Here is a 26,337-nt window from a genome sequence, read left to right as displayed (position 1 = left end):
TTTACTGTTATCGGTTAGGATGCAGCGAAATTGAAAATCTATCAGTTCAGAAAATTCACTTTTAATGTGAAGAATCATGAAGTCACCTGCGACGGCAAGATGATGGCGGAGATAGCCACCACCGACTCTGCGCGTGTTATGCAAGGCGATGGATTAACCGTTATTTTCTATCACTATTTTCCGGAAAAAGCTGCGGTGATGAAGGATGGCCAGTTTGTCGATTGGGCCAGACTGAAACGTTAACGATAATGCGGGCAGCAAGGAGGCTGCACTTTCTTCTACAGGCGTGATGAACACTCGCCAGCACATTCCATTCGTCTGTGACTTTTATCAATGATTAATAACGTTAAATAAGCCGATTAAAAAGCGTTCACTAAACCGCTTTAGGGTATTTCGCTAAAATATCTTTGTTTACAGTTTATAACGGTAGGATTTATTCCACTTACTACACTGGAAGCGTGTATTTACACGCTATTAACTTTATAAGGAATAAATCCAGTGCGTAAATTTTCTCTGATTGTATTAACTGCGGGCGTGCTGCTGTCGGTCACTTCTCAGGTCGAAGCGAAGGGCTGCATCAAAGGAGCGGTTGTCGGCGGCGTGGCGGGCCACGTGGCGCATCACGGCGTTGCGGGTGCAGCAGCGGGTTGTGCGGTTGGTCACCATATGGCGAACAAAAAGCAGAAAGAAGCGGACAGCAAACAGCAGCAGTCTAAGTAATTCCCTGAGCTGCCTGTGCAAACAGGCAGCTGTAACACGCGTTATAAACGTTTTTGCGAATCCGCATCAAACAGCATCGCGCGATCCGCATCAATGGTCACAGGCAGAATATCCCCCGCCTGTGCGCCAGAACGTTGCGTGGTGAATAGCATGATGTCATGCCCTAACAGCGATCCATGAATCAGCTCGGATAATCCCGTCGGCTCCACCAGCGACACTTCTAACGGCAGCGCATTCATCGCGCCCGCTTCGGCAATCGCCACATTCTCTGGTCGGATACCGTAAATTACCGCTCGCCCAGCCTGATGCTGCGACCAATGCTGATTCAACGGCAGCTGTGCGCTATCGCCAATACGCACGCCCTGCGCGGTCATCATGCCATTGATGAAGTTCATTGATGGCGAGCCAATAAAGCTGGCGACAAACTTGTTCGCCGGTGTGTCATACAGCTCGAGCGGCGTACCGACCTGCTGAATCACACCGTTGTTCAGCACCACAATACGATCCGCCAGCGTCATGGCTTCAACCTGATCGTGCGTCACGTACACAATGGTGTTGTTCATCTGCTGATGCAGCTTCTTGATTTCGACGCGCATCTGACCGCGCAGCTGCGCATCCAGGTTCGACAGCGGTTCATCAAACAGAAACACCTGCGGTTGACGCACGATGGCGCGTCCCATGGCCACACGCTGCCGCTGACCGCCGGATAACTCTTTGGGTCGGCGATCAAGCAGATGCGTCAGGCTGAGAATTTCCGCCGCACGCCTCACCTTCTCTTCAATTTCCGCGCGCGGACGCTTCTGAATTTCCAGGCTGAAGCCCATATTGCGCGCCACCGTTAGATGCGGATAGAGCGCGTAACTTTGAAACACCATCGAGATATCGCGATCTTTGGGCGCCACATCGTTCATCAGCTGGTTGCCGATACGAATATCGCCGCCGGTCGCCAGCTCCAGTCCGGCGATGGTGCGCAGCAGCGTCGATTTGCCACAGCCGGAAGGTCCCACCAGTACCACGAATTCGCCGTCTTTGATGGTGAGGTTAATATCGCGCAGCACCTCAACGTTGCCATAGCGCTTGTCGATCTGTTTGAGCGTGATTTCAGCCATGATTTACCCCTTAACCGCACCGGCGGTGAGTCCCTGAACCAAATAGCGTTGAATGAAGGCGAAGAACAGACAGGCCGGGATCAGCGCTAGCACCACCGCTGCCATCATCTCGCCCCAGGAAACGGCAAATTTCGACACAAAGCTGAGCAGTCCAACCGGGAACGTCATCACTTCGTTTTTGTTGATCAGCATCAGCGAGAACAGCAGCTCGCTCCACGCTGCGGTAAACACAAAGCCCAATGTGGCCGCCATGCCCGGCAAGGTCAGCGGCACCAGCACGCGATACAGCGCCTGAAAACGCGTGCAGCCTTCCAGCATCGCCGACTCCTCCAAATCTTTGGGAATCGCATCAAAGAAGGATTGCATCAGGAAGGTGGCAAACGGCACGTTAAACGCGGTGTAGATCAGAATCAGCCCCAGCAAGCTGTTGGTCAGGCCCAGCGGCGCCATCACCTTGTAAATCGGCGCGATGATCATCACCAGCGGAAACATCTGCGTGAACAGCAGCAGTCCGGCGATTAGCACTTTGCCGCGAAACTGAAAGCGCGAAAAGGCATAGCCGGCCGCAGCGGCAATCAGCGTGGTAAGAAACGCGGTGCTAAACGAGACAATCAGGCTGTTGGTAAAAAAGGTCGGGAAATCACTGTCGGTCAGCACTTTTTTGAAATGACCAAAGGTCACGCCGCTCGGCAATAACCTTACGCCCTGACTAAACAGCAGTTGGTCCGGCGTCAGCGAGATTTTGATGATCCAATACAGCGGAAACAGCGCGAACAGCAGATACGCCGCAATACTCAGGCGATGGCCAATCAGCGGTAAGAGTCGCATCGTCGCCTCCTATTTCAGCAGCTGATGACGGATGCGCAGCAACACCAGCGCATAACAGGTCATCAGCAGTAACAGAAACACCGCCATCGCTGAGGCATAGCCAAAGTCGAGCTTGCGATAGGCGGTGGTGAAGATGTAGCTGGAGAGAATCGAGGTCGATCCCGCCGGACCGCCATCGGTCATCACCACAATGAGATCGGCAAAATTGGCGATCCAGATGGTGCGCAGCATCACGGTGATAGCGATCATCGGTGCCAGAAACGGGAGCGTGACGCGACGAAACTGCTGCCAGCCGCTGGCACCATCAATCGAGGCCGCTTCGTACAGGTCTTTGGGGATCGACTGCAGCGCCGCCAGCAGCGTGATGGCAAAGAATGGAATGCCAAACCAGACGTTGGCGATCACCGGTCCCCACATTGCCAGCTGCGGATCGGACAGGATGTTGTACGGCTCACTCAGCACGCCCAAATCGCTCAGCCACTGCGGCAACGGGCCGACTACCGGATTGAACAACCATGACCAGGTCAAGCCAGAGAGAAACGCCGGAACCGCCCACGGCAAGAACACCAGCGCCTGCACCCAACGGCGAAAACGGAATTCACGATTGAGCAGCAGCGCCAGCGCCAAACCGAAAAAGAACTGCAGCAGCAGCGAGCTGAGCGTCCAGTTCAGAGTGTGGCCCAGCGCTTTGAAAAAGCGCCGGTCATCAAACATCTCGCTGAAGTTATCCCAGCCGACCCAACCGGTCTCCAGCGGATTCAGCAGGTTAATGCTCTGAAACGCATAGGAGATACCGATCGCCATCGGCACAAAGATGAACAAAGCGATCAGCAACAGGCCAGGCGAGAGATACCACCACGGCTCAGCCAGCCGACTCCAGCGGAGGCGGCGGCGCGCCGGACTGTTGGGCAGAGAAGCATCAAGCATCATAATCACACTCCGCGTGGTTAGAGGTTACTGCGTGGCAAGCCAGGCTTTCTGCTCTTTGCTGAGATAGTTCGCCCAATCCTTCACCATGCTTTCGGTATCGTTCTCACCCAGCAAGGTTTCCTGGCTGCTCTCTTTCACAATCACCGAGTTGAAATAGCCCCAGCCTTTGAGATGGGTTGGCATGGTTAGCGGCACATAGTTAGGATCGTTCAGCTCTTTGAACCAGCCGGCGAACTGCGGCGTTTGGTAGAACGGATCCTGCTCGGCGCCTTTGTAAATCGGCAGCGTGCCGACGAATTTTGACCATGCAAGGTTGTTGGTTTTGTCACTGAGGAAGGTAATCAGCGGCCAGGCGAGATCCTTCTGTTTACCCTGCTTGAACATCGACCAGCCGGTATAGCCAATAGTCGGGAAGGCTTTGCCTGACGGGCCAACGGGCATCGGAGCCACAGCGAAATCATCGGCCGCCATGCTGTTTTTAATGGCGATCAACGCGTCGGGATCCTGATCGAGCATTGCGCATTTACCTGAATAGAAGCCCGAAACGATCTCATTGAAGCCCCAGTTAACGCTGTCTTTCGAGGCGCCACCCTTTTGATACATATCCACCAGCAGCTGCGCGCCTTTCATCGCACCCGGCTCGGTCAGCGTGCTGTTACCTTGTTTATCGAAGAACTCCGGTGAACCGTTCATCGCCGCCATAAACATCATCCAGGCGTTGGTGCCGCCCACGCCACCACGCATGCAGTAGCCGCTGATGCCATTCCCCAATTTGCTGATGCGCTGGGCATCGCTGGCGAATTGCTCCATGGTTTTGGGCGGTTCGCTTAATCCTGCCTGCTGGAACAGCTTTTTATTCCAGAACAGCGCGCGCAGATAAAAGCCGTACGGCACCATGGTGGCTTTGCCGTTGGCGGCGCGCGCCATGGCCAGCGTTTTATCGGTGAGCTGCGGCGTGGCATCCCAGCTTTTCAGGCGCGGCTCGAGGTCTTCCAGCATATTGTTACTGGCATACAATCCTTGCCAGGTATCCGGCATCTCCACCACATCCGGCACCTGACCGCTCTGCAGCATGGTGCCGAGCTTTTCAAACGCCTGGCCCCACGGCAGAGAAATCAGTTCAATCTCCGTGCCGGGATGCTGGGTTTTATACTCATCGAGCATTTTTTGCAGCAGCGCGGTGCGCGGCGGGCTGGTAATCACTTCCACTACGGTAAGCTTGGCGGCGAGGCTGCTCATCGCTGCACTCAAACCCACGGCTAACACTAATGCTTTCACGGCAAAACGTTGCGTCATGACTTTTCTCCAGTGAGTGATTACGCGCGATTCGCGCTGGCAAGGGCTTGCTGCAAATCGGCCCACAAATCGTTGGTCTCTTCAAGGCCGACCGAGATGCGGATCAGGCGTGGCGAGACGCCGAAATCCACCGCCGAGTTAAATTCACTGGCCTGGTTGATCACCGAAATCGCCGGCATCACCAGACTCTCAAATCCGCCCCAGCTCACGCCCATGTGGAACAGTTCCAGCGCGTTGCACAACTGCGGAATATCCACCTGCTCCGCCACTTCAAAGGCAAACAGACCGCTGTAGCCGCGCAAGGTGGACCACGACTGCGGTTTCAGCCCCGGATGGCAGACGTCGGTCACTAGCGGATGCTCCGCCAGTTTCTCAGCAATAGTCAGCGCGCTCTGGTGGTGGTGTTTCATGCGCAGCGGCAGCGTGCGCAGGCCGCGCATCAGCAGTGACGCTTCATGCGCCGAAAGTTTGCCGCCGAGGTAAGGACTGATGTGACGCGTAATGTGGTTGATGTGCTGCTGGCTGGCGATCACCAGACCAGCCACCACATCGCTGTGGCCGCTGATATATTTCGACGCCGAGTGCACCACGATATCGATGCCGCACAGCAGCGGCTGCTGGAAAATCGGTGAAGCCCAGCTGTTATCGATCATGCTGACCACGCCCGCTTCGCGCGCCATCGCGCCGAGCTTATTCAGATTCTGTTCACTCATCACCCAGCTTGAGGGACTTTCCAGATACAGCAGGCTGGCATCCGATAAGGCCGCACCAATTGCAGCTTCGTCATCGCCATCGACAAACTCGGTAACGATGCCAAAGCGCTGGCAGAAGCCACGCAGAAAGCGATAGGTATCGGGATAAACGTGATTAACGCACACCACTTTTTTACCCGGCGCCACCACGCTGAGAATCGCATTGCTGATCGCCGCCATGCCGCTGCCAAAAGCCAGACAGGCTTCGCCGCCCTCCAGCGCCGCCATCTTATCCTGCAGCGCTTTTACCGTCGGGTTATCGACGCGCGAATAGAGCGGCTGATCGCTCTCGCCGCGAAAGCGCGCGATCATGCTGTCGTAATCACTGAAGGTGAACAGCGAAGACTGGTAAATCGGCGTAGTGACCGCGCCCATTTCATGGCGTTGATCGTGAGTGAGCAGCGTTTGTTGCGGAATCAACTTATCGTTTGGCATTCATTACATCCTTCATGTCGCGTTCGGTGATATCGAGAATTTGATGGCAGATCGCGCGCGATGCCGTGCAATCGCGCTGGTGGATAGCGTTAAAGAGTTCACGGTGCAGCGGGAAAGAGTCTGAAAACAGCGCCTGTTCCGGTGGTGATTCGAAAAATGCATGAAATGAGTCGTAAATGCCGTTGAGCATTTGTAGCAGCAATGGATTTCCGGCAGCCCGATAGATGCTGGCGTGAAATGCCCAGTCTTCCGCACCGGCAGAACCGATCGCCAGATGCACTTTTTCCATCTCATTAAGACGTTGCTCGATTTCGATCAGATCGGCAGCCGAGGCACGTTGAGCCGCCAACGCGCAAGATTCCGACTCGATAATGCGGCGCACTTCCAGCGCGTGCAGCATGTTGGCCGAGTCGTTTTTAAAGCGCAGCGATAAGAAGCTGTCGTTGACGCCCACTTCCGCCTGCAAAAAAGTCCCGCTGCCCTTTTTACGCAGAATAATGCCTAGCGCTTCCCAGCGTTTGAGTGCTTCACGCACCGTATTGCGGCTGACGCCAAGCTTCTCCGCCAGCACGCGTTCCGGCGGCAAGCGGCTGCCGGGCTGCGCACCCGACTGCGCCATATAGCGCGTTAGCGCGTCGAGAATCAGCGTATCGCTGCGCGGCGTGGAAATAGGATGAAGCTCAGCCGGTATCTGCATGGCAATGCCTTAATTGGTCCAACATCTCTACCAATCGAATAGCAACGCGCGTGCCAGAATATTAATATGCTGAATTGAATGAATTTTGTGCGGAGTAATAAGTGGACATTATGCATTTTGCTGGTGCAAATCTAGGGGATTTGCACCAGTTGGGTACGTGGTAAGGGTGATGATCATCCTGGGAGGGATGGAGCCGCGAGCAGCTAACACGCGTTTATTTATTTAAAACCTGCCAGCGTTTATAAACGTCGAGCGCTTGCGGTCGAGGCTGATATTTCATCGGCAAGCGACGTTGTTCAATTGGCTTGCTGTATTCAGCGTAAAAGGTGTCCAGTTCAAAGTATTTACGATCGTCACGGTAATACGTCGAGTATTCTTCGCGTTTGGTGATGTATATCACCTGCTTTGGACTGCAATAATAGAGTGCACCCAGACACATTGGACAAGGGCTGGCGAGAATGTAAATGTCGCAGTCAGTGAGGTTTTCGCTGCCTGATTCACGGCAGGCTTCGCGGATGGCCAGTATTTCAGCATGAGCCGTGGGATCATTCGTCTGTGCGACCTGGTTTGCGCGCTCAGCGATTACCTTGCCATCGCGAACAATGACTGTTGCAAATGGGCGACCGCCCTCTTCAACGTTTTTCATTGCTAAATCAATCGTGCGTTGTACAAAATCCATTCGTTCCTCGCTTGTATACATAATTAACCATGACATGTTGAGCTTGGTTCAGTTTTGTATAATGCGAAAGCGATGAGCAGGCTAAACGTATACGATTTAACCGTTGAATGAGTAAAAGTTTATTTCTGATGGCGGTGATGGGCAGCACCGCCTTTAGAAGAGTAATAATCTTAATCGCAAGCTCGCATTTTAAGACTAATTACTGAGGACTACCATTGATGAGGGTTACGCAAAAATTCTGCCTGGCTCGGCAAAATTTCAAGATCCCGTTTTCTACAAAAAACCTGCGACGGCATATTTCCTGTTAACGGCGCAATGTCACGCAGTTTCATTTCACGATTAACTTTAGGTAACCACTCTTCGAACTGTTTCGCGTAGGAATCCGCCAGATTTTTATCATGGGTGCGCCCGACAAAAAGCTTACTTTTAGCGAGACGGGAAATGTCCGTCGCATATATTTCGTAGAGCTCGCCACACTGTACAATTTCAATTGCGGTGAAATGCATATTGGGCCAGAAACTCACTTTTGCTGAAAAATTGCTGTAATTCATAAAATATCACTTATTGTTGGATTTATCTGTGTGCCAGATTATTCTGGTCGGGCCAGTAATTATAACGCCATTTTCATGGCCTGATACTGTCAGATAAATCCTGAACTTTTAAAATTGAATCGCTTTAAAACCCACGTTCTTAATTGTGGGAGATTATCTTAACTAAAAAAGCCGTCATCATCCGGCGTCTTTCCTACCACAATTTGCAGCGTATTCCGCAGACAATCCTGGAAAATCACATCATTGGTGCTCTCAAGCTCTGCCAGCAGATAGGCAATAATGCTCTTATTGGTAACAGTTTTTTTGTCTTTTATGATAGCGGTGATAATTGAGCCCAATATTTCGGCCTCAGATTTCAGCTTTACAGAACCACAATTGAAATAAGCGATAAAATCGGTACTGATATTCATTTTTTGCATGCGTTTCCCCTGGCGACGTTAGTGCCAGCACTTTATTGAGTAATAAAAAATTAATGGAATAGTCTGAAAAATGAGATCGCAAATGATCTCGTTAAGTTGATTGAATTTAATAAAAGGGGAATGTTGTTAATTTTAGAGAAAATGTCTATCAAGAGAGCCTGCTGAAGTTTACATTGAGTAGCGTGGGTTTCGGGGTGAAAGAAGTTATGTCACCACTTGATCACAAAAATATACAAACACGGAATAAGAGTACAGAATTTTCTTTTAATAAAACCGCTGTTATTTTAAGCAGTTGGAATAAAATCAGCGATAACAGTCAGTTGAGTGATAGTTAGAGTCCAAAGAGAATTGTAAATTAGTCCTGTTAGGTGATTAATGCGCATTGTTGTTTATCGGATTATAGATTGCAGAAGCGCACTTTGATGCGCTTCTGCCCCGGTGTTCAAGGCGTTACCGCTTCGCCGCTCACTACTTTTGCTTGCTGCAGGCTGGCCTCTTCCTCGCGGAACTTCAGACGATCCCAGACCCGGAAGAACGGATAGTAAATCACCAGTGAAATTGTCAGATTCACCACCTGCAAAACGGTGCCGGAAATATGCCCGCCGGTGGCCAGATAGCCGCTGACAAAAATCGGTGTGGTAAACGGCAGCGCAATCCCCGCCGGAGGCGCCACCAAACCGGTGCTCATCGCCGCCCACGACACAATCACCAGCACCACCGGCGTCAGGATAAAGGGCAGGAACAGATACGGGTTCATCACCAGCGGAATACCGAACACTAATGGCTCACTAATGTTAAACAGCGCCGCCGGTGCGGCAATTTTACCAAGCTGTTTCATCTGGCGACTGCGCGAACGAATCAGCATGAAAATCACCAATCCCAGCAGCGCGCCGGTGCCGCCGGGCGCAATCCACAAATCATAAAACTGCTGGGTAAAGATGTGCGGGATCGGTTGGTTTTGCTGAAACGCCTCGAGGTTTTCACTCATATTCGACAGCCAAACCGGCTGAATGAATACCAGCACAATCGCATCGCCGTGCAGTCCAAGCGTCCAGAGAATCCCAATCAGCAGCACCGAGAAAATCATACCAGGCAAGGTGCCGCCCACGTGATGCATCGGCAAACCAATCACAGTGGCAATCAGGTTATTGATATCGCCGAACGGCGATGCTTCCACCGCCAGACGAATCACCAACACCACCGCCAGCACGCAAAAACCGGGCACCAGCGCGAGGAAGGATTTCGCCACCGCAGGCGGCACGCCCTCCGGCATCTTGATTACCAAATTACGGTTGTGCACAAAGCGGTAGATCTCGGTCGAGAGCAGCGCAACCACGATAGCCACGAACAAACCCTGGCTGCCAATCAGTGAAATCGGCAACACGCCGGTGACCAACTGCGTCGGCGCGCCTTCCACCGGGGCAAACAGCGTCTGCTGCGGAATGGTCATCACAAATGCCACTAACGCCATCGCGCCGCTGGTGAGCGGATCGAGCGTGCGATACTTCTCCGCCAGGCGGTAAGCGATGCCGAAGCTGGAGATCAGCGCCATGATGTCGTAGGTGGCGCGCACCGGATAAAGCAGTTTGTTGCGCCACGTCTCGCCAAACAGATCCGCCATTAAATGGCCCCACGCCGGAATCGGCAGATAGGCAAAGATCAGGAAGAAGCTGCCAATCAGCATAAACGGCATGTTGAGAATGATGCCGTCGCGCACGGAGAGGACATGCTTCTGACCGGCGATTTTCAGTGCGACGGGCAAGACATAACGGTCTATAAAAGTACGGTTAGACATAGGTGTTCCTCTGGCTCAGTGGCGCAACGGATTATGGCGTGGCGAACTGCGGCAGCCACGGCTTGTTTAGGGTCAGCACTTCGTCAAGCAAGGCTTCGGCGGTCGCGACATCACCGACTAACGGATTGCCGAGCAGCGCCATCAGCGCTTGCTCACGATCGCCATGCACCGCGGCTTCGATAGTCAGGCGTTCAAACGCTTTGATCTGCTGCGTCAGGCCATTCATCAGCGGCGGCAACTCACCAAACGCCAACGGATGCGCGCCTTGCGCATCAACCAGACAGTTCACCTCCACCACCGCGTCATCCGGCAGGCCATGAATCGCGCCATTGTTGCGACAGTTCACCACCAGATTTTTGCCGCTGTTATTGTGAATCGCACTGATCAGCTCAACCGCCACTTCGGAGTAATACGCGCCGCCACGGAAACTCAGCTGCTCGGGTTTGTGCGCCAGATGCGGGTCGGCATACAGCGCGAACAGTTCCGCTTCCACTTTCATCACCTGCTCCGCGCGCGTGCCTTCATGACCGTTTTGCGCTTTCTCCTGCTCTTCGGCCAGCATCTGCGGCGTTTGCCAGTAATAACGGTGATACGGGCACGGAATCGCTTTGAGCGCGCGCAAGAACTGCGGCGACCACGGCATATCTTTGATGTTGTTCATGGTGAGCGATTGGCCATCGCACAGTTGCTCGATCACCTGCGCGGTCACATCCTCGCCGCGACAGGTCACCTGATGCACCCACACCAGATGATTGAGCCCGGCGAAGCGCAGCTGCACGTCATCCCAGGGCGCGTCGAGCATGCCAGCAATCATGTGATGCATATTCACCGGCACATTGCACAGCCCGATGATTTTCGCCTTGCTATAGCGCGACACCGCCTCCGTCACAATTCCCGCCGGATTAGTGAAGTTGATGATGAAGGCGTCCGGCGCCAGCTCCTCGACTTTGCGCGCTACTTTGAGCATCACCGGAATGGTGCGCAATGCTTTGGCAAAGCCGCCAACGCCAGTGGTTTCCTGGCCGAGCCGACCATATTTCAGCCCGAGGCGCTCATCCGCCGCGCGCGCGGCCAACAGTCCCACACGCAGCTGCGTCAGAACAAAACGAGCACCGCGAATCGCGTCATCCAGCTCAAAATGGACGCTCACTTTTACCTGCTCCAGCCCGTTTTGCTGCAGCATGCGACGAGTAAGATCGGCGATGACATTAACCTTTTCGCGCCCTTGCTCAATATCCACCAGCGCCAGTTCCGTCACCGGCAGCTGCGCATAGCGATTGATGATCCCTTCCACCAGCTCCGGTGAATAGCTGCTGCCACCACCAATAATTGCGATCTTAAGCATCTGTGCCTCCTGCCGCTGTGCGGCGGTAGAGTTCAATGATTTCGCCAGCCAGATCCTGAATCAGCATGGCGTTCATCAGATGATCCTGGGCGTGCACCAGAATCAGCGTGACCGGCAACTTACCGCTGCCTTCATCCAGACCAATCAGCGCGGTCTGCTGCTGGTGCGCAGCGCTGATGCTTTCGCCTGCCGCCGCCAGCTGTTGCTGCGCCTCGCTAAAGCGCCCTTCTCGCGCCAGTCGCAGCGCGCTGATGGCCGCGCTGCGGGCTGCGCCGGCCTGCACCAGCAACAGCATAATTTCCTCTTCAAACTCGATAGCCACGATTTCAGACATGCAGAATCCCCCACAGCACAACGCCGTGTAATGTCAGTTGGATGGGTTAAAAAGGACGTTTAAGAAGCGTGTAAGGCCAGCGCTTTATCGAGCACCTGTTCGCCACGCATCATGCCGTAATCCATCATGTCAATGACGGCGACAGATTTGCCTTGCGGCGCGGCAATGGCGCTAAGTCGGGCTGCTTCGAACTGCACCTGCGGGCCAAGCAGAACCACATCGGCATCTGGCAGAATGCGTTCGAATTCCGCCACCGGCACGGCTTTAATGTCAATCTCCATACCGCGACCTGCAGCGGCGTGCTGCATTTTGCTCACCAGCATGCTGGTTGACATGCCAGCAGCACAGCAAAGTACGATGCGCATAATTTCTTCTCCTGTGATTTGTCCCGGTCATTTAAGACCTGTCTCAGAGACGCTGTAAAGTGGCTGTGGGCAGAGGATTTTCTGATGGATGGATAATTTATTGATACAAGTCAGATGGATACGATTAAAATCGTAATGAAAATATTTTTCATGAGTGTGATATTAACCGTAATTTAACAGTAAAAAGCCCAACAAACGGCGCTAACACCCCGCGATGAGATGAAAAAAAACTCAACATGAAAAATAATTTCATGCATGATGGACCTTCGCTACTGAGGATGTGATGAGCTAATGGATATTGTCTGGCAATTACGACAGCAGTCGGAGCGCGCGGATGCGCAGGAATCGAGGCTGGCGCGTTTTATTCTGGCGAACCTGAACGCCAATGTACACGTCACCATGGAGAGTCTGGCTACACAGGCTGGTGTGAGTCCGGATGTGCTAAGACGCTTTGCCACTTCGGCGGGCTGTCAGGATCTTGATGATTTTCTCCATCAGGTGCGGAAAGCCGGTCAGCAGCAGGATGTTGAATTTATCGATGTCATCCGCCAGAGGCAATCGTCGCTGAGTCAGCAGGAGAAACGTGTTGCCGAAGCGATTCTCAGCGACACTGCTTTTGCCGCTTCCGCCACCATCGAGCAACTTGCCGGCCGCGCAGAAGTAAGCGCCGCCACCATCACCCGCTTTGCGCGTTCGCTGGGTTGCGAAGATATCCGTGATTTGCGTATGCGACTGGCGCGCGCGCCACAGAGACAACCCCCTCACGCGATTGCGCCGATTGAGGCTATTACTCAAGCGTTAACCCAGCAATATGGTCAAGCGGAAGCGGCGACCTGGCAACGTGCCGCAGAGATGTTGCGTAAAGCCCGAAGCGTACTGCTGATTGGCGCATCGGGGCTGCAAACTACGCTGGTGGCGGACGTCCATCAGCGCCTGCAAAACGCCGGACTGGCCAGCGCGTGGATTCAGGATGACAACCTGCTGAGCATGACGCTGAGCCGTTTGCAACCGGACGATCTGTTGATGATTCTCGCGCCTGATACGGTTAACAGCCACGTGCTTAGCGCAGTACACCATGCGCACATTCAAAAAACGCCGGTGATTGCGCTTTGTGCGAAGACATTAGATCTCGCCAATCAGGCCGATATTTGGCTGCCGCTGCCGGAAGCGCAACACGCGCGCCGTTACGGCATTTTGTTTGCGCTGGATCGGCTGGAAGCGGCGCTTTAAGCACAGCGGTTACTGAAACAGATCGCCACGATATTTAAACAGCTCCAAATCCGACGCGATGCCGAGTTTTTTCATGCCAGTCTGCTTATGAGCGCTGATGGTTTTGCGGCTGCGATTGAGTTTTGCAGCGATTTCGAACACTTGCATGCCATCAATAAAACAGCGAATCACTTCCGCTTCACGCGCCGTGAGCAATTTACTCAGCTGTGAAACACGCGAAACCTCGTTCGAATCTTCCTGCAAAATAGGACGATCCCGCTTACGGCCTGGCAATTGGCTTAGCAGGCTGGCGATGTCATCCGGCAGCGAGCGCTTGCCAGCAGCAATATTACGGATTGCCGCAAAGTAAGCCGGGGTCTCTTCACGTTTAGTGATATAGCCTTTAATGCCCAGATGCAGAGCCGCACGAATTACCGCAACACTTTCCATCGACGTTGAGAGCAAAATTTTCAACTGCGGATGATGCATCCGGATGTGTTTAATTAGCGATAAGCCATCTAACTGGTCGTTACCCAGAATGTAATCCAGCACCAATACGTCAGCACTGTTCTGCCCAAGCCAGGCCAACAGCGCTTTGCTGGTGCCAAATGTCGCCAGCATGTTGATATCGGGTTCACGTGTGGCAGCAACTTCGAATGAGAAGCGCATCATGGGATGATCATCCAGCATCACCACCTTAATTTTGTTCGCGTGAAACACGGCCATCTGCCACCTCGGTAACCTGAAACTCATATTGATACGGTTTGGCCCAGCATAGGCATTACCGGGACTTTTCTGAAGCGCTGAATGCTTAGGCGCGCGTAGGAAAATACTTATATTATTTTTCATACACTTACTACTAAAAACCAAGACCTGGCCTGGCTGATTCCAGGCAGTATTACGTCAAAATCAAGGTAGAAAAATTACCGATTATTTGACGATGAAAAACGGACTGCTTTTTTACCTCTTGCTTGCTCTCCTGACGCTGGTTTTTATGCCAGGGCTGCCACATGCGCAAGGAAACGTGCTGACGCTGGCCCCGCGCATTGAAGTCAATCCGCCGCCGGTGACCTTTGCCGCGAATGTTCGCGCGTGGCTGCTAACGCATCCCGTGGTGCGCGTCGGCGTCTGGGGCGCGTCACAACCGCCGGTTAGCTTGGGCATGGAGCGTGGACAGTTGGCGGGCATTGACGCAGATTACCTGGCGCTGCTCGAATCGACGCTACAGGTACATTTTGAGCTGACTCACTATCGCAGCCGTGAAGAGGCGATTCGCGCGATGAATCATAAAAAAGTCGACATGCTGGCGATCTGGACACCCGATCTCTCGCCGCACATGTCGGTGCATGCTTCATTGCCATGGCTAAACGACCGAGCGGTGATCGTCACGCGCGCCGGACAGCAAGCGCCGCGCGGTAAGCTGCCGTTACTTATGCTGGATAGTCAAACGCTGCCAGATATCAGTCCTTCGCCGGAAGCGTTTGAAGATTACTATCAGGCGATCAATTCCATCGCCTTTGGTCAATCCGCTGCCGCCGGTTTTAGCCATGCTACCGCCAGCTATCTTCAGCGTAATAATCAACTCGATAATCTGTGGCTACTGCCGCATCCTTCACTCGGCGAGTTCCGGCTCACTTTTGGCGTGCCGGCCGCCGAACCGCAATTGCTGAGCGCCATCAATAATGTGCTCACTCATCTGCCGCTGGTAAGCCGTTTGCGCATTGCACAAGGCTGGGGCATGGATCGTGAAGCGGTGATCGGTCATCCCGCGTTATCACTCTCGCCGGAAGAGCTGACATGGAGCCAGCAAAATCCGGCCATCACTGTATTGCTGGATGGTCGTCGCGAACCTATCAGTTATATCAGCCAGCAAGGTGAACCCTCTGGACTGGCGGTCGATGTGCTGCGGCACATCAGCGAGCGCTTCGGCTTACAGTTCAACTATCAAATAGCTGAAGACGATGCACAGCTGACCGCGCTGTGGGTGAAATATCCGCAGGCGGTGCTGGCCAGCAGCCTAACGATACCGGGGGAACCGGAAGCCGCCGATCTGTCGATGACGCAAAGTGAGCCCTGGCTGGTGACGCCAGCAGTGCTGGTGATGCAACGCAACACCATTCAGCCTGCTTCACTGCACGAGCTGGAGGGCGAGAGAATTACGATCCAGCAGAATAATCCGCTGATTCCGTGGCTGGAAACCTGGTATCCCACGTTGCAACTGATCGTCACCGACACGCTGCAGCAGGCGCTGGTGCTGGTCAACAACGGCGAGGCGCACGGCGCGATTGGATCGCAATTCTCGGTACAGTATCAGCTGAAGCGCAACCCATTCCACCGTCTAAACCAGTCGCTTTCGCTGCCGGTAAAACCTTACAGTGTGGGCTTTGCCGCCCAACGCGCAGACTCACCTGCTCTCAGTATTCTCAACAAAGCGCTACAACAAACGCCTCCCGATAGGCTGATGAGTATGGCCAGTTCCTGGCGTGACACACTCCTGGCGCCGGATCAGAAATCAGCACGCGCGTTTTCCCCCACCTTAATCGCGATCACCCTGTTGCTGGGGTTGCTGCTGTTCCTGTTGGTAGGCTGGTGGATTGGTCGATTGTGCCAGTCGCTAAAGGCCCTGCGTGAACGTCTCAACAGTAATCAAACTTTGATTCGTCAACTGCAGGAAGCCAAAGCAGAAAATGACCGGGTGCTCGCGGCGCGTAACGCGTTTATGAAGAGCATGGGCCACGAAATTCGCACCCCGCTCAACGCCATTACCGGCCTGCTGGAGTTAGAGCTGGAGCGATTACACAGCCAGCATCAGCACAATGAAAATTTGCAAACGGTGTATGAATCCGCCTGCTCGCTGCTCTCCATCACCGGCGATGTGTTTGATATTTTCCGCGCCGAAGCGCGTGATGAACAGAGCCGCATCCGCGTGGTAAACCTGCCTTCATTACTGAGCAGTACGGTGGCGCTATTTCAGCAGCAAGCTGAGGAGAAAGGTTTGCGCCTGCATGTCACACTCGATCCCCATGCGCCGCGCGTGGAGTTCGATCCGCTGCTGATCATTCGGATCACCTCCAGCCTGTTACGTAATGCCATTCAACACACTCAGCAAGGCGATATCACGGTGACGCTGTGCTGTGAAACGCAGGAACCTAATGGCTATTTACCGCTGGCGATCGCGGTTAGCAATCAGAGCGACGGCTTGCTGGCCGAGCGCTGGGAAAGCTTGCAAGGCGCTGACGATACGCGCGCCTGGGCGGAAACCGGCTTTAGCCTGGCCGCCTGCCAGCGTATGGCGCAGGACGCCGGTGCGCAGCTCAAAGTCAACAGCGTTGCCGGTGAAAGCAACAGCGTGAGCTTGCACTTCTCTGCGGCGCCGGTAAACGCATCGCCAGCTGCACCGCGCGCTCCGGCACAGCCCACCCCGAAAGTGCTAATTGTTGACGATTATCCCCCCGCTCGTCTGTTACTGAGCCAGCAGTTGCAAAAGGCAGGTTGCGAGGTACTGAGCGCGTTAGATGGCCAACAAGGTCTGACGCTTTGGCAGCAACATCGGCATGAGATTGGATTAGTCATTACCGACTGCACCATGCCGCAGATGGACGGTTTTGCCATGAGCCTTGCGATTCGGCAACAGGAGAAAAACCAGCAGCTGGCAGCAACACCCATCTACGCTTTAACAGCGATGAGCAGTTTTGATGCCGCCGAAGATTGCCGCAGCGCAGGCATTGATGGCTGCCTGACCAAGCCGATTACGCCAACAGAGTTACGTGAAATTCTGTCGAATTGTCTGCGCACAAAGGAAACCACAGATTCCGCCCAGCGCGCCGGCTTTTAACTATTTACTCCTCTTCGGCGATATCACTCAGAACCGCTGCACTCTCCAGCTGCGCCTGATAAGCTGCCAACCGCGTGACCAGCTCACTCAAGCGTGGCTGCAATGCGTCGCTTTGCTGTTGTGGATCGCGGCAGGCAATCTCCAGTTGCAGACAGGCATCAGCCAACCGATGCTGGCGGGCGATACGCACGCTGCCCGCGATGCGATGTACCAGATCGGCAATTTCAGCACGATGATGGTCGAGGTTGAAATCGTCTAACTGCGCCAAATCTTCCGCCAGCGTGGCAACCATTAAATCGCGCATGGCCGCTTCCATCTGGCGATCAACATCGCTACTCTCTGGCGCTGCAGGCACGGTGACGTCCGCTGGAGATTGTTCTGCACCAATCGCGCGCAGTGCGGCCGCCAGGCTGCTGATCGAGCAGGGTTTAAACAGACAGCTGTTCATGCCGGCTTCCAGGCAGCGTTTGATTACCACATGCATGGCATTCGCGGTAAAGCCCATGATCCAAATCGGTTCACGCCCTAAATCTTCTTCCGATTCACGAATAATCTCGGTTAGTTGATAACCATTTAAACCCGGCATATTGCAGTCGGTGATCACCACATCGTAATTGCCACGCTGCCACATCTGTAATGCTTCATGACCATCAGCGGCCAAATCCGCATGTTGCCCCAACCAACTCAACTGTTTCGCCAGCAGCATACGGTTAGCTGCGTTATCATCCACCACCAGCACCGAACGGAGCGGCAGTTTTTCACCCTCTTCCGCTTTCTCTTCCAGCTCGAGGCTCTGACTTTCCGCCATCGGCAACATCAACGTAGCGCGGGCGCAGGTTCCCACACCTTTTTCACTGCTCAGCGTTAAGGTTCCGCCCATCTTTTCACAAATGGTACGGCTGATATAAAGACCAAGCCCGGTTCCGGCGCGGCGGTTATCGGCCTGGCTGAAGGGTTTAAACAGCGCGGCCTGCTGTTTTTCATCAATACCAATGCCGCTGTCCTGCACTTCAATCACCAGATACACGTGGCCGGCAGCGACATCTTTCCGTTGGGTGAGTGTCAGTGAGACGCCGCCCTGATCGGTGAATTTGATCGCGTTGCTTAACAGATTGGACAGCACCTGCTTGATGCGCAACGGATCGGCGAGCACCTGCTCCAACCCATCTTCGGGAATGTGCCTGGTCAGCGTGATATTTTTGTCAATCGCTAGCCCCTGAAACACCTTCATCAGGTTATCGATCAGCTTGCCGGGATGCACCGCTTCCGGATGATATTCCAGCTGGCCGCCTTCAATGCGCGAGATGTCGAGGATATCGCCAATCAGCCCCACCAGACTTTCCGCCGAATCGTATGCCACTTCTAATGCCTGCAAATCCTGCTCGCCGCTGCGCCCTTTTTTCAGCGCCATATCCAGCATGCCGATAATCGCATTCATAGGTGTACGGATTTCATGGCTCATGGTCGAGAGAAATACTGATTTAGCGCGGCTGGAATCTTCTGCCCGCTCTTTGGCCTCGCGCAGTTCGGCAAACAGCGCTTCACGCTCGGAGATGTCCATCCAACCGGCGATAACACCGACCACGTTGCCATCGCTGTCGTTAAACGGCTGGATCCACTGATAAACGGTGACGCCAATCGAAGAATCCGGGTTGTCCCACAGGTCATAACGGCGATCTTCAACGATCGGAACGCCAGTTTTTACCACATCAATCAGCTGATTGTGATAAAACGCCGCCTGCTCTGGCGTGCGTAAGCCGGGATGTTCGGGCATGGTTTTGCCCAAAGCCTCTTCATAAATCACACCGGTTTCCACTAAATAGCGTTGGTTACAGTAGGTTAAACGACCATCTTTGTCGCGCAGTGAAACCGGGAACGGCATGCTGGTCACCAACGCTTGTAACTGTGCCAGCTGCACATTCAGTTCACGCCGCAGCTCGGCTTTTCGGCGGATGATTTGTCGCTGATACAGCGCCCAGCCAATCACCATCAACATGAGCAATATAAAGAAGATGATGCTGGCGATCAGCACCGCCTGATAGCGCTGCCAGAAGCTGTCGTAAACAATCAGGTCGCTGGGCCGCCAGCGGTTGGCCAGCTCCTCAATCTCCACCGGCGGAATGCTCAGCAGCACTTTATCGAGAATGCTGCGCAGTTCGGGATCGGCGCGTCCAACGCCAAACGAAACCCACGCGGGCGAACTGCCAATGGCGCTGACCATCTTTAACTTATTCTGGAAGTGAGTTTTGATCTGATAATCCACCATCACCAGAATATCGACGCCCGCATCGGCCTGGCCTTTTTCCACCTTCGCCATCATTTCTGTGATGTTCTGTACCGGCACAATCTCGATTTCCGGATAACGCGCATGCACCATATTTTCGACGCTGGTGTTGGCGACCATCGCCAGCCGCTTGCCGCGCAGATCGGGCAGCGAATGAATATCGTTGTTACCCACGCGCGTGGTCAGGGCAAAGGTGCTGCGCAGATAAGGTCGGGTAAACAGAATTTGCTGTTCGCGCTGAGCGCTGGGTGTCAGCGAGGCGAACATATCAAAATCGGCGCTGTTGACGCGGTTTACCAACTCTTGGGAGGTATCCACGGTTTCAAAACTGAAGCGCAAGCCGGTTTTTAATGTCACCAGCGTAATGAGGTCGCTCACCATGCCACGCAGCGCGCCACTCTGATCGATAATGGTCATGGGCGCGGCTTTGTCCTGGCTGAACATCACCATTTTTATCACCGGATGCGCCATCATCCATTTACGTTCCTCAGCGGTGAAAGGTGGGGTATTCAGCGACTGGTTCATCCCCACCATGTCGGGCTGCCAAATACGCAACAGTTCGTTTTTCTCTTCCTGCGGCACGTTACTGATTGCACGATTCACCAGCGTTTGAAGTTCTGTCGCCTGCTCGGAAAACGCAAAACTGATCATCTTCTGCGGCAGCTGGCTAAAGCGGACCATGCGCAAATTATTTAAAAAGTTACGGCTGAGGGAAAAACTGTTGCCCAGATAGACACGCGCGGTTCCAAAGGAGACGGCGCTCAGCGCATCCTGATAATTTTCATACATGCGGAAATTAGCGTGCGGATAAGCCTGACGCAGCAGGCTTAAAGGCAGATAGGTCTTCACCACGGCAACATCAATATTGTGGAGATCGCCGGGCAAAGGGTCGTTATCGTTGGCGCGCATGCCGAGAACCGGTTGTTCACTGGCATAAGGATCAGAAAAAAGCAGCGGGCTCTCATCCTGCCGCGCAGTGAGCGACGGCACCAAATCGATCTTGCCACTTTTCAACGCATTGAGTGCTTGCTCCAGCGACGCATATTGCTCAATGTGCAGCGTTAAGCCGAGCTGTTTAGCTACCAGTCCAGCATAGTCGGCGCTCAATCCTTCATATTCGTCCCGCATGTTAGTCATGCCATAAGGCGGTGACTCGCTGGGAAAAATGCCCATTACTAACTGCTTTTTATCCTGCAGCAGATGACGGTCTTCCGTCGAAAGCACTAGCGGTTTGAGCCCCTCAAATGAGGCGCGAGTCAGTAAATGAAACTCTTTCGCCTGCACAGGAACCCGCGCGGCACAGAGCAATATCAGGAAAATGCAGCAAAGCGTACGCATAGCACCGGCTATTTGATCAGGTTGTTACGACGGGCAAAATCGATTAGATCGATCAGCGACTGCGCATTGAGCTTCTGCTTTAGACGATGTTTATAAGTGCTGATCGTTTTTTCACTCAGCAGCAATTGTTCGCCAATCTGTTTATTACCCATGCCCTTACCGATGCTAACTAACACGCTCAATTCACGATCGGAAAGTTGCTCTAACAAGCCGTCGTCATCATGATAGCTGTCAGTTTGCTCATACGATTGATAGGTTGATTGCGGAAAAAAACTGTACCCGCGCATCACCATTTTGATGGCATCTAATAATTCGCTCATATCATCAGATTTGGTGACGAAGCCGTCTGCACCGGCTTGTTTACAGCGCTGGGCAAAATGGCTGCTGGACTGCGATGTCAGCACTAAGATCTTTAGCGACAAATTCAGGGTGCGCAGCCGCTCCAGCACCTGGAAACCATCAATTTTTGGCAGCCCAATATCCAGCAGCACTAAATCTGGCAAACATTCCCGTGTTTTCTGAATAGCGTCGACACCGTTATTGGTTTCGGCCACCACTTCCATCTCATTGCGTTCCAGCAACATTTTTACGGCAAATCGGATAACCGGATGGTCATCAACAATGATTACTTTTTTCATAGAAATGAGATCCTGATGACTACGCTGAGCGGGTTATCAATGAGTTCCCAGGGCGGATTACACTATCCGGTTTTAACAGAATGGTCTGTAGGAAATTACTTATGCTTCCTATTCCTGACCCTGAGCTTTTCAACAGTTTTGCGCCAATCCGATCCTACTCGTCCTGCTGTAACAATATAACTTAACAACACATTTTACCAAATTGTAGGACTCAGAGAATTTTTACCCAGCGGGAAGATGGATGTGAGTCGTGGCATAGCTTTTTTCTGATACGCCCGTTGCAGAACGGTGCATAAGGATGAGAGGCGTGACCTGTGAATAAGCAGAACACTATTTTTTCAAAGTAGATAAAAATCTCGCTAACGCTATTTGTACGAAATGCCTTACATAATTGCGATTCCACTCTGATGGAGTGCCGGTAAAACAATTATTAAAATGACGTCCAATCCCTAACTTTGCCTTTAGCACATTCCACTAAACGCGTGAATTCGAGTTTGTCATGAAGAAAATTATCGTCGCTATATTATTTTTACTGATTAATACCACAAGCCTATTGGCTTGGGCAGATCGCTGTGATTATGATCCCGGTTCTGGCCCGGTAAATTTAACTGTTCCGCTTTCAGTTGCGAATATTTCCGTTGGCGCTGACGTTCCGGTTGGCTCGACAGTGCATACTCTTAAGGTGATAGGCAGTACAGGTAAACAACCTTGGTTAGTTTGTCGTCCTGAAGGAACATCAAATGGGTTCAGTATTGACCAGTATCTTAGCCTGACCAATGCACCGGCATTAGTTCCGGGCTGGACTGGAAATTATGCGGGCGCAGTATTTCAAACAGGTGTTCCCGGTCTTGGTGTCGCCATTGTCAATAATGACGGTACTACCGCCAATCAAGCCATTACCACTTCAGCGGTAAAAAAGTGGACGACGCCTGTGGGAAATACAGCCTATCATTTTTATTATGGTAACTCATTTACTCTTCATTTTATTAAGACCGGCCCAATGAGTGCAGGTACAGTTAATGGTGCACAGTTGCCAACCGTTTTATTGACCACCGGATCTGTTACGCCTGTAGTAAATATTCCTGATACGCCCTATCGACTTAACTTCTCCGGCAGTCTGAATGTGATCGCCGCCAGTTGCACCACACCCGATGTCAACGTCAACATGGGCAAATGGGAAATCAATAGCTGGTTTGGTACAGGCAAAGCCAATGCCACCTCATGGGTGCCATTTGATATTCGATTGACTAACTGCCCAGCATTTCAGGGTAATTATTCCAATCCCAGCGCACCGCCTACGTATCATACTGGCAGTGGATTTGCCGCAGGAACCTGGGTGACGAACAGTATCAAGATTAGATTCACACCGAGTAATGGGGTCATTGACGCCGCTCAGGGCATTATGAGCCTAGACAACAGTGCTGATTCCGCACAAGGGATAGGTATTCAAATTGCCGACGGAAAGGTTTCACCTGCACCGGTAAATCTCAACCAGACGCTCGATAAAAATATGGCCAGTAACGCGGTGGGGACGGTTTTACTGCCTTTCTCCGCGCGCTATATTAAAACAGGCGGCACCGTTTCACCTGGTGTTGCAAATGGTAAAGTGATTTTCAATATAAGCTATTACTGATTAAGCATTGTTAAATGAGCGGGAATAAGGTTGTATACCTTATTCCCTTTTTTATATCTGAATCCCATCATGTTAGTACGAAACGTGCAAACCAACCGTTTTGGTTAGGTCGCAGTCAATCGCGTTCCATTCACCTGCAATACTCAACGATAGGTCGTCGTAATAATTCCTTTCTGCTTTGTATTATCAATCCACACTAACTTCATACTGCCTTGATGACTAGGCAAAGCCTTGAATCGGACATCAGAGTGAATTGCTGAAATACGCGGTTGAGTGGTTCTGGGACAATGGGTCTTAACGTTTTTTTGCTGCAAGGTTATCTCGCACGTCTCTTCTTTTAAATAACCCTGAAAATGAAGCGTGCTGCCCGAAGCTGGCACATTGGCTGAATATAAGCTGGTGAGAAAGGCAAACAGGATGGCGTTGCGGGGAGTCATGTTGTGGCCTCTTATCAAGAATGACACCTTAATAATCGGCCAGATTGGGTAAAACTAAAGTTTTTAGAGATGTTTAATTGCCCGGCGGAGTTGCTCCATCAGGCACTTGACATTTAGCGACCACAAACTGCATTAAAGGATTGCAGTGCAGGTTTGCTGTTTTTTGCTTCAGGCATGCGTTTATAAGGTAACTGACACGATTGATTTGCATCATTACCCCAGCGCACCGTCAATGTGCCCTGCTCTTGTTCTACCAAGGCGTATGCCTGTCCTGCCTGACCCACGGAACCCACCTGCTTGCCTTTGCTGTCCAGCACATCGGCGCCAAACGGTAAGGGTTTGCCTTGCCAAGTCGCGGAAATCAGTATTGGCAGACCACGGTGCGCCTTGTATTTCACTTTCACCACCGCACCTGAATAAGGTGCGACGCGTGAAGAGGTGTTCTCAAGCTCCACGCCCGCTGACGTGCCTTTGGGATCCACCACGATCTCATTCATCTGATAGGGATTGAGATAAGGTACCAGCGCATATCCGCTGTTATCGACAAACACGCCCGGATAGGACGATACGCTCGCGCCCTGCGCACCTTTGGCTTCCACCAGTGCATAGGTATCGCCGGTGTACGGGCTCAAGGTTACACCACCGCTGTGTGCCACGATCGTACCATTAAGTCCCACAGAACCGCTCTGGTAACCTTTACCCGTACTCAATGAACCGCTGAGGTTAGTAGCACTGGCGCGATATTGTCCATTGAGCGAGCCGCTGCTGCCATCACCTGCCGCAGCATGACGCGCCGTTGCGCCATAGCTGAACTGGTTATCATCTCCCGCCGTACCGGCGATCGAGGCGAGTTGCCCCCAACGCCCATCATTGTCATGTGAAAGTTCAGTGCGTAATAGCGGCGTATGGCGTTGATTATCACTACCCAACGGCATACTGAAACTCAGCAAGTAACTGTTTTGCGAGCTGCCATAGCTGCTGTAGCTACGGTTGACGGAAATGCCCCATGACACGGAACCAGTGCGATTGTTATAGCCAAGCTGGAACTGTTTCTGGTTGCCTTCACGATTCCAGTAATCCTGCATCGAGCCACTGAGGTAGACATTTCCCCATATATCCGGCAGCGTTTGTCCGGCGGTGACCGAGAAACGATTTTTGGCACGATATACGGAATCCAGGCTAGCGCCACGCTGTAGCACATCACGGCTTTGCATCGCTGTCATAAAATCCATATAGCCGGACGTTGAGAAGCGGTAAGCAGCGATTGACAGATTACTGCCGCTTTCCGGCACCGCTTTGCTGTAGCTAATACGGTAACTTTGCCCGGTCATGCTGGCATCTTGCTGCTCATCAACACTGCGCAGATGGGTGCGCGCCTGCGTAATATCAAAAGCAAAAGCACCCAGCGGTGTACCTAACGCCGTTCCGCCTTGCAGCGCATAATAATTCTGGCTCGCCTGCAATCCTGCGTAACCGGTAACATTGTTAGTTAAGCCATATTGCCAGGTGCCCTGATAGAGCGCGACGTCATCACGAATGTAGTTGGCACGCAATTTACCCGCCGTCACGTCATAGCGGGATGTTCCTGGGCGCAGCAATTGCGCTACCGCTGCATAAGGCACGCGGAAACTGCTTTTGCTGCCATCCGCTTCAATCACCGTTACCTCGAGATCGCCACCGTAGCCGGTAGGATAAAGATCGTTAATTAGGAACTCGCCCGGCGACACGGTGGTTTCATAAATCACCTGACCTTGCTGACTAACCGTTACGCGTGCGTTGGTGCGCGCGATACCGCGAATTTCCGGCGCATAGCCGCGCTGAGATTCCGGCAACATGCGCTCGTCGCTGGCCAGTTGAACGCCACTGAACGGCAGCGTATCGAAAATCACACCGCTGGTATTTGATTGCCCGACGACAACGCGTCCACGCAATGGCACTACATCATGCTGCACATAGGTATTAAGCGACTGATAACCGCTGCCGCCTTGTTGCTGCCAGTTGTAGTTGCCGTTGTGACGCAGGTACCAACCGCCGATGTTCAACCCTGCGTTCACGCCGCCAAAGAAGGATTTATACACCTGTCCCGCCGAGCGGCTGGTGTAGGCATTGGTCGAGTATCCCAACATGAAGGCCGGGATCCCTTCATCCCATAACGCTGGATCAACGTAATCCTGTGGCACCTTATTCAGATAGATTTGCGGAATGGAGATGTCGAGACGCAACTGGTTGCTGTCGTAGCTCACGCTGGCGTCCGGCAATACAGACGTTAAATCGCTGCAATCCTTTTCACTCGTGAGCAGATCCGCAGCCGACGCGGGCAGCGCCGAGGCATTAAACGGGATCTTTTTCAGCAATGATGAAGGTATGCAGGCGCGAACTTGCTTATTTGCCATCTCGCGGAAGTTGATATCCTGATTGGCAATCAAGTGTTCATTAACGTACACCAACGTGCGATAGGTGCCCGGTGTAGCCGATGCGCCCTGGTTAAAGCGCGCCAGATCAATGGCTCCCCCTTTGCTGACCTGTAAAAAACTGGCGTCAAACTCCGCCTCTTCAGCGGCAAAGGCTTGATTTGCGCCACTTAATAACGCGGTAAACACCGCGCTCGCTAATAAGGTGTAACGCAGTGGCATTGAAGATTCTCTGGTAAAAGTCATAAGCGTGCCTTCCGGCACGTCCTGACATGCCGGCTATAGGAGATAGAGATT

General features: G+C 52.8%; 23 protein-coding genes. 5 read left to right on the top strand and 18 right to left on the bottom strand.

The window, feature by feature from the left end; translation table 11 throughout:
- The first annotated feature begins 30 nt into the window (after positions 1-30).
- Both Q3H59_RS23395 and Q3H59_RS23390 read left to right on the top strand, forming a co-directional pair.
- Positions 31-243 (top strand): hypothetical protein, encoded by a 213-nt coding sequence (locus tag Q3H59_RS23395; protein WP_101761505.1) that lies wholly within the window; start codon positions 31-33, stop codon positions 241-243.
- A 255-nt stretch (positions 244-498) separates the two neighbouring features.
- Positions 499-720 (top strand): hypothetical protein, encoded by a 222-nt coding sequence (locus Q3H59_RS23390; RefSeq protein ID WP_101761506.1) that lies wholly within the window; start codon positions 499-501, stop codon positions 718-720.
- A 41-nt stretch (positions 721-761) separates the two neighbouring features.
- On the opposite strand, the gene Q3H59_RS23385 is transcribed toward Q3H59_RS23390, so the two are convergent.
- From Q3H59_RS23385 to Q3H59_RS23325, 13 genes are all read right to left on the bottom strand, one after another.
- A complete protein-coding gene (locus tag Q3H59_RS23385; RefSeq protein WP_110866891.1) occupies positions 762-1,829 on the bottom strand; it encodes an ABC transporter ATP-binding protein in 1,068 nt (355 codons plus the stop codon).
- 3 nt (positions 1,830-1,832) lie between these two features.
- Entirely contained in the window at positions 1,833-2,657 is an 825-nt protein-coding gene (locus tag Q3H59_RS23380; RefSeq protein ID WP_101761508.1) for a carbohydrate ABC transporter permease, read from the bottom strand.
- 9 nt (positions 2,658-2,666) lie between these two features.
- Complete coding sequence (locus tag Q3H59_RS23375; RefSeq protein WP_192234862.1) at positions 2,667-3,587, bottom strand: carbohydrate ABC transporter permease; 921 nt, start codon at positions 3,585-3,587, stop codon at positions 2,667-2,669.
- A 24-nt stretch (positions 3,588-3,611) separates the two neighbouring features.
- Positions 3,612-4,883 carry a sugar ABC transporter substrate-binding protein gene (locus Q3H59_RS23370; protein WP_101761510.1) on the bottom strand — a complete coding sequence of 424 codons (1,272 nt, stop codon included), beginning with the start codon at positions 4,881-4,883 and terminating at the stop codon, positions 3,612-3,614.
- Positions 4,884-4,903: 20 nt separating this feature from the next.
- Complete coding sequence (locus tag Q3H59_RS23365) at positions 4,904-6,070, bottom strand: PLP-dependent transferase (protein WP_309837592.1); 1,167 nt, start codon at positions 6,068-6,070, stop codon at positions 4,904-4,906.
- A complete protein-coding gene (locus Q3H59_RS23360) occupies positions 6,057-6,767 on the bottom strand; it encodes a FadR/GntR family transcriptional regulator (protein ID WP_309837590.1) in 711 nt (236 codons plus the stop codon). The genes Q3H59_RS23365 and Q3H59_RS23360 overlap by 14 nt, the downstream gene beginning before the upstream one ends.
- Positions 6,768-6,981: 214 nt before the next feature.
- Positions 6,982-7,446, bottom strand: a complete 465-nt coding sequence (locus tag Q3H59_RS23355) for a nucleoside deaminase (RefSeq protein WP_192413003.1) — start codon at positions 7,444-7,446, stop codon at positions 6,982-6,984.
- Between the two features lie 209 nt (positions 7,447-7,655).
- Entirely contained in the window at positions 7,656-7,997 is a 342-nt protein-coding gene (locus tag Q3H59_RS23350; RefSeq protein WP_309837587.1) for a hypothetical protein, read from the bottom strand.
- 158 nt (positions 7,998-8,155) lie between these two features.
- Entirely contained in the window at positions 8,156-8,416 is a 261-nt protein-coding gene (locus Q3H59_RS23345; protein ID WP_101761515.1) for a biofilm/acid-resistance regulator YmgB/AriR, read from the bottom strand.
- Between the two features lie 442 nt (positions 8,417-8,858).
- Positions 8,859-10,211, bottom strand: coding sequence for a PTS cellobiose transporter subunit IIC (gene celB, locus Q3H59_RS23340; RefSeq protein WP_309837584.1), 1,353 nt, complete (start codon positions 10,209-10,211; stop codon positions 8,859-8,861).
- Between the two features lie 31 nt (positions 10,212-10,242).
- The gene (locus tag Q3H59_RS23335; protein WP_280173132.1) at positions 10,243-11,556 is read right to left on the bottom strand and encodes a 6-phospho-beta-glucosidase; all 1,314 of its coding nucleotides are present in this window, start codon (positions 11,554-11,556) and stop codon (positions 10,243-10,245) included.
- Positions 11,549-11,890, bottom strand: a complete 342-nt coding sequence (locus Q3H59_RS23330; RefSeq protein ID WP_101761518.1) for a PTS lactose/cellobiose transporter subunit IIA — start codon at positions 11,888-11,890, stop codon at positions 11,549-11,551. Before Q3H59_RS23330 ends, Q3H59_RS23335 begins: the two co-directional genes overlap by 8 nt.
- Positions 11,891-11,949: 59 nt before the next feature.
- Entirely contained in the window at positions 11,950-12,258 is a 309-nt protein-coding gene (locus Q3H59_RS23325) for a PTS sugar transporter subunit IIB (protein ID WP_280173318.1), read from the bottom strand.
- A gap of 288 nt (positions 12,259-12,546) precedes the next feature.
- On the opposite strand from Q3H59_RS23325, the gene Q3H59_RS23320 reads away from it, so the two are divergent.
- Positions 12,547-13,485 (top strand): hypothetical protein, encoded by a 939-nt coding sequence (locus tag Q3H59_RS23320; RefSeq protein WP_309837581.1) that lies wholly within the window; start codon positions 12,547-12,549, stop codon positions 13,483-13,485.
- A gap of 9 nt (positions 13,486-13,494) precedes the next feature.
- Here the strand turns inward: Q3H59_RS23320 and Q3H59_RS23315 are convergent, their stop codons facing one another.
- Positions 13,495-14,190 carry a response regulator transcription factor gene (locus tag Q3H59_RS23315; protein WP_192413008.1) on the bottom strand — a complete coding sequence of 232 codons (696 nt, stop codon included), beginning with the start codon at positions 14,188-14,190 and terminating at the stop codon, positions 13,495-13,497.
- A gap of 268 nt (positions 14,191-14,458) precedes the next feature.
- Here Q3H59_RS23315 and Q3H59_RS23310 point away from each other — a divergent pair, with 268 nt between their 5' ends.
- Entirely contained in the window at positions 14,459-17,299 is a 2,841-nt protein-coding gene (locus Q3H59_RS23310; RefSeq protein WP_192413009.1) for a response regulator, read from the top strand.
- 4 nt (positions 17,300-17,303) lie between these two features.
- Here Q3H59_RS23310 and Q3H59_RS23305 read toward each other — a convergent pair whose 3' ends face one another.
- Positions 17,304-20,807 (bottom strand): transporter substrate-binding domain-containing protein, encoded by a 3,504-nt coding sequence (locus Q3H59_RS23305; protein ID WP_309837578.1) that lies wholly within the window; start codon positions 20,805-20,807, stop codon positions 17,304-17,306.
- 122 nt (positions 20,808-20,929) lie between these two features.
- Positions 20,930-21,559: a response regulator transcription factor gene (locus Q3H59_RS23300; protein ID WP_110866877.1), complete on the bottom strand. Its 630-nt coding sequence runs from the start codon at positions 21,557-21,559 to the stop codon at positions 20,930-20,932.
- Positions 21,560-22,058: 499 nt separating this feature from the next.
- On the opposite strand from Q3H59_RS23300, the gene Q3H59_RS23295 reads away from it, so the two are divergent.
- Complete coding sequence (locus Q3H59_RS23295) at positions 22,059-23,192, top strand: fimbrial protein (RefSeq protein ID WP_192234840.1); 1,134 nt, start codon at positions 22,059-22,061, stop codon at positions 23,190-23,192.
- A 143-nt stretch (positions 23,193-23,335) separates the two neighbouring features.
- Here the strand turns inward: Q3H59_RS23295 and Q3H59_RS23290 are convergent, their stop codons facing one another.
- Positions 23,336-23,629, bottom strand: coding sequence for a hypothetical protein (locus Q3H59_RS23290; protein WP_222183344.1), 294 nt, complete (start codon positions 23,627-23,629; stop codon positions 23,336-23,338).
- 113 nt (positions 23,630-23,742) lie between these two features.
- Positions 23,743-26,286 (bottom strand): fimbria/pilus outer membrane usher protein, encoded by a 2,544-nt coding sequence (locus Q3H59_RS23285; RefSeq protein ID WP_309837571.1) that lies wholly within the window; start codon positions 26,284-26,286, stop codon positions 23,743-23,745.
- Between the last annotated feature and the right edge of the window lie 51 nt (positions 26,287-26,337).

This window comes from Pantoea sp. SORGH_AS_0659 (assembly GCF_031453915.1).
In the GTDB taxonomy this organism is placed as follows: domain Bacteria; phylum Pseudomonadota; class Gammaproteobacteria; order Enterobacterales; family Enterobacteriaceae; genus Pantoea; species Pantoea leporis.
This window is presented reverse-complemented; position numbering and strand designations above follow the sequence as displayed.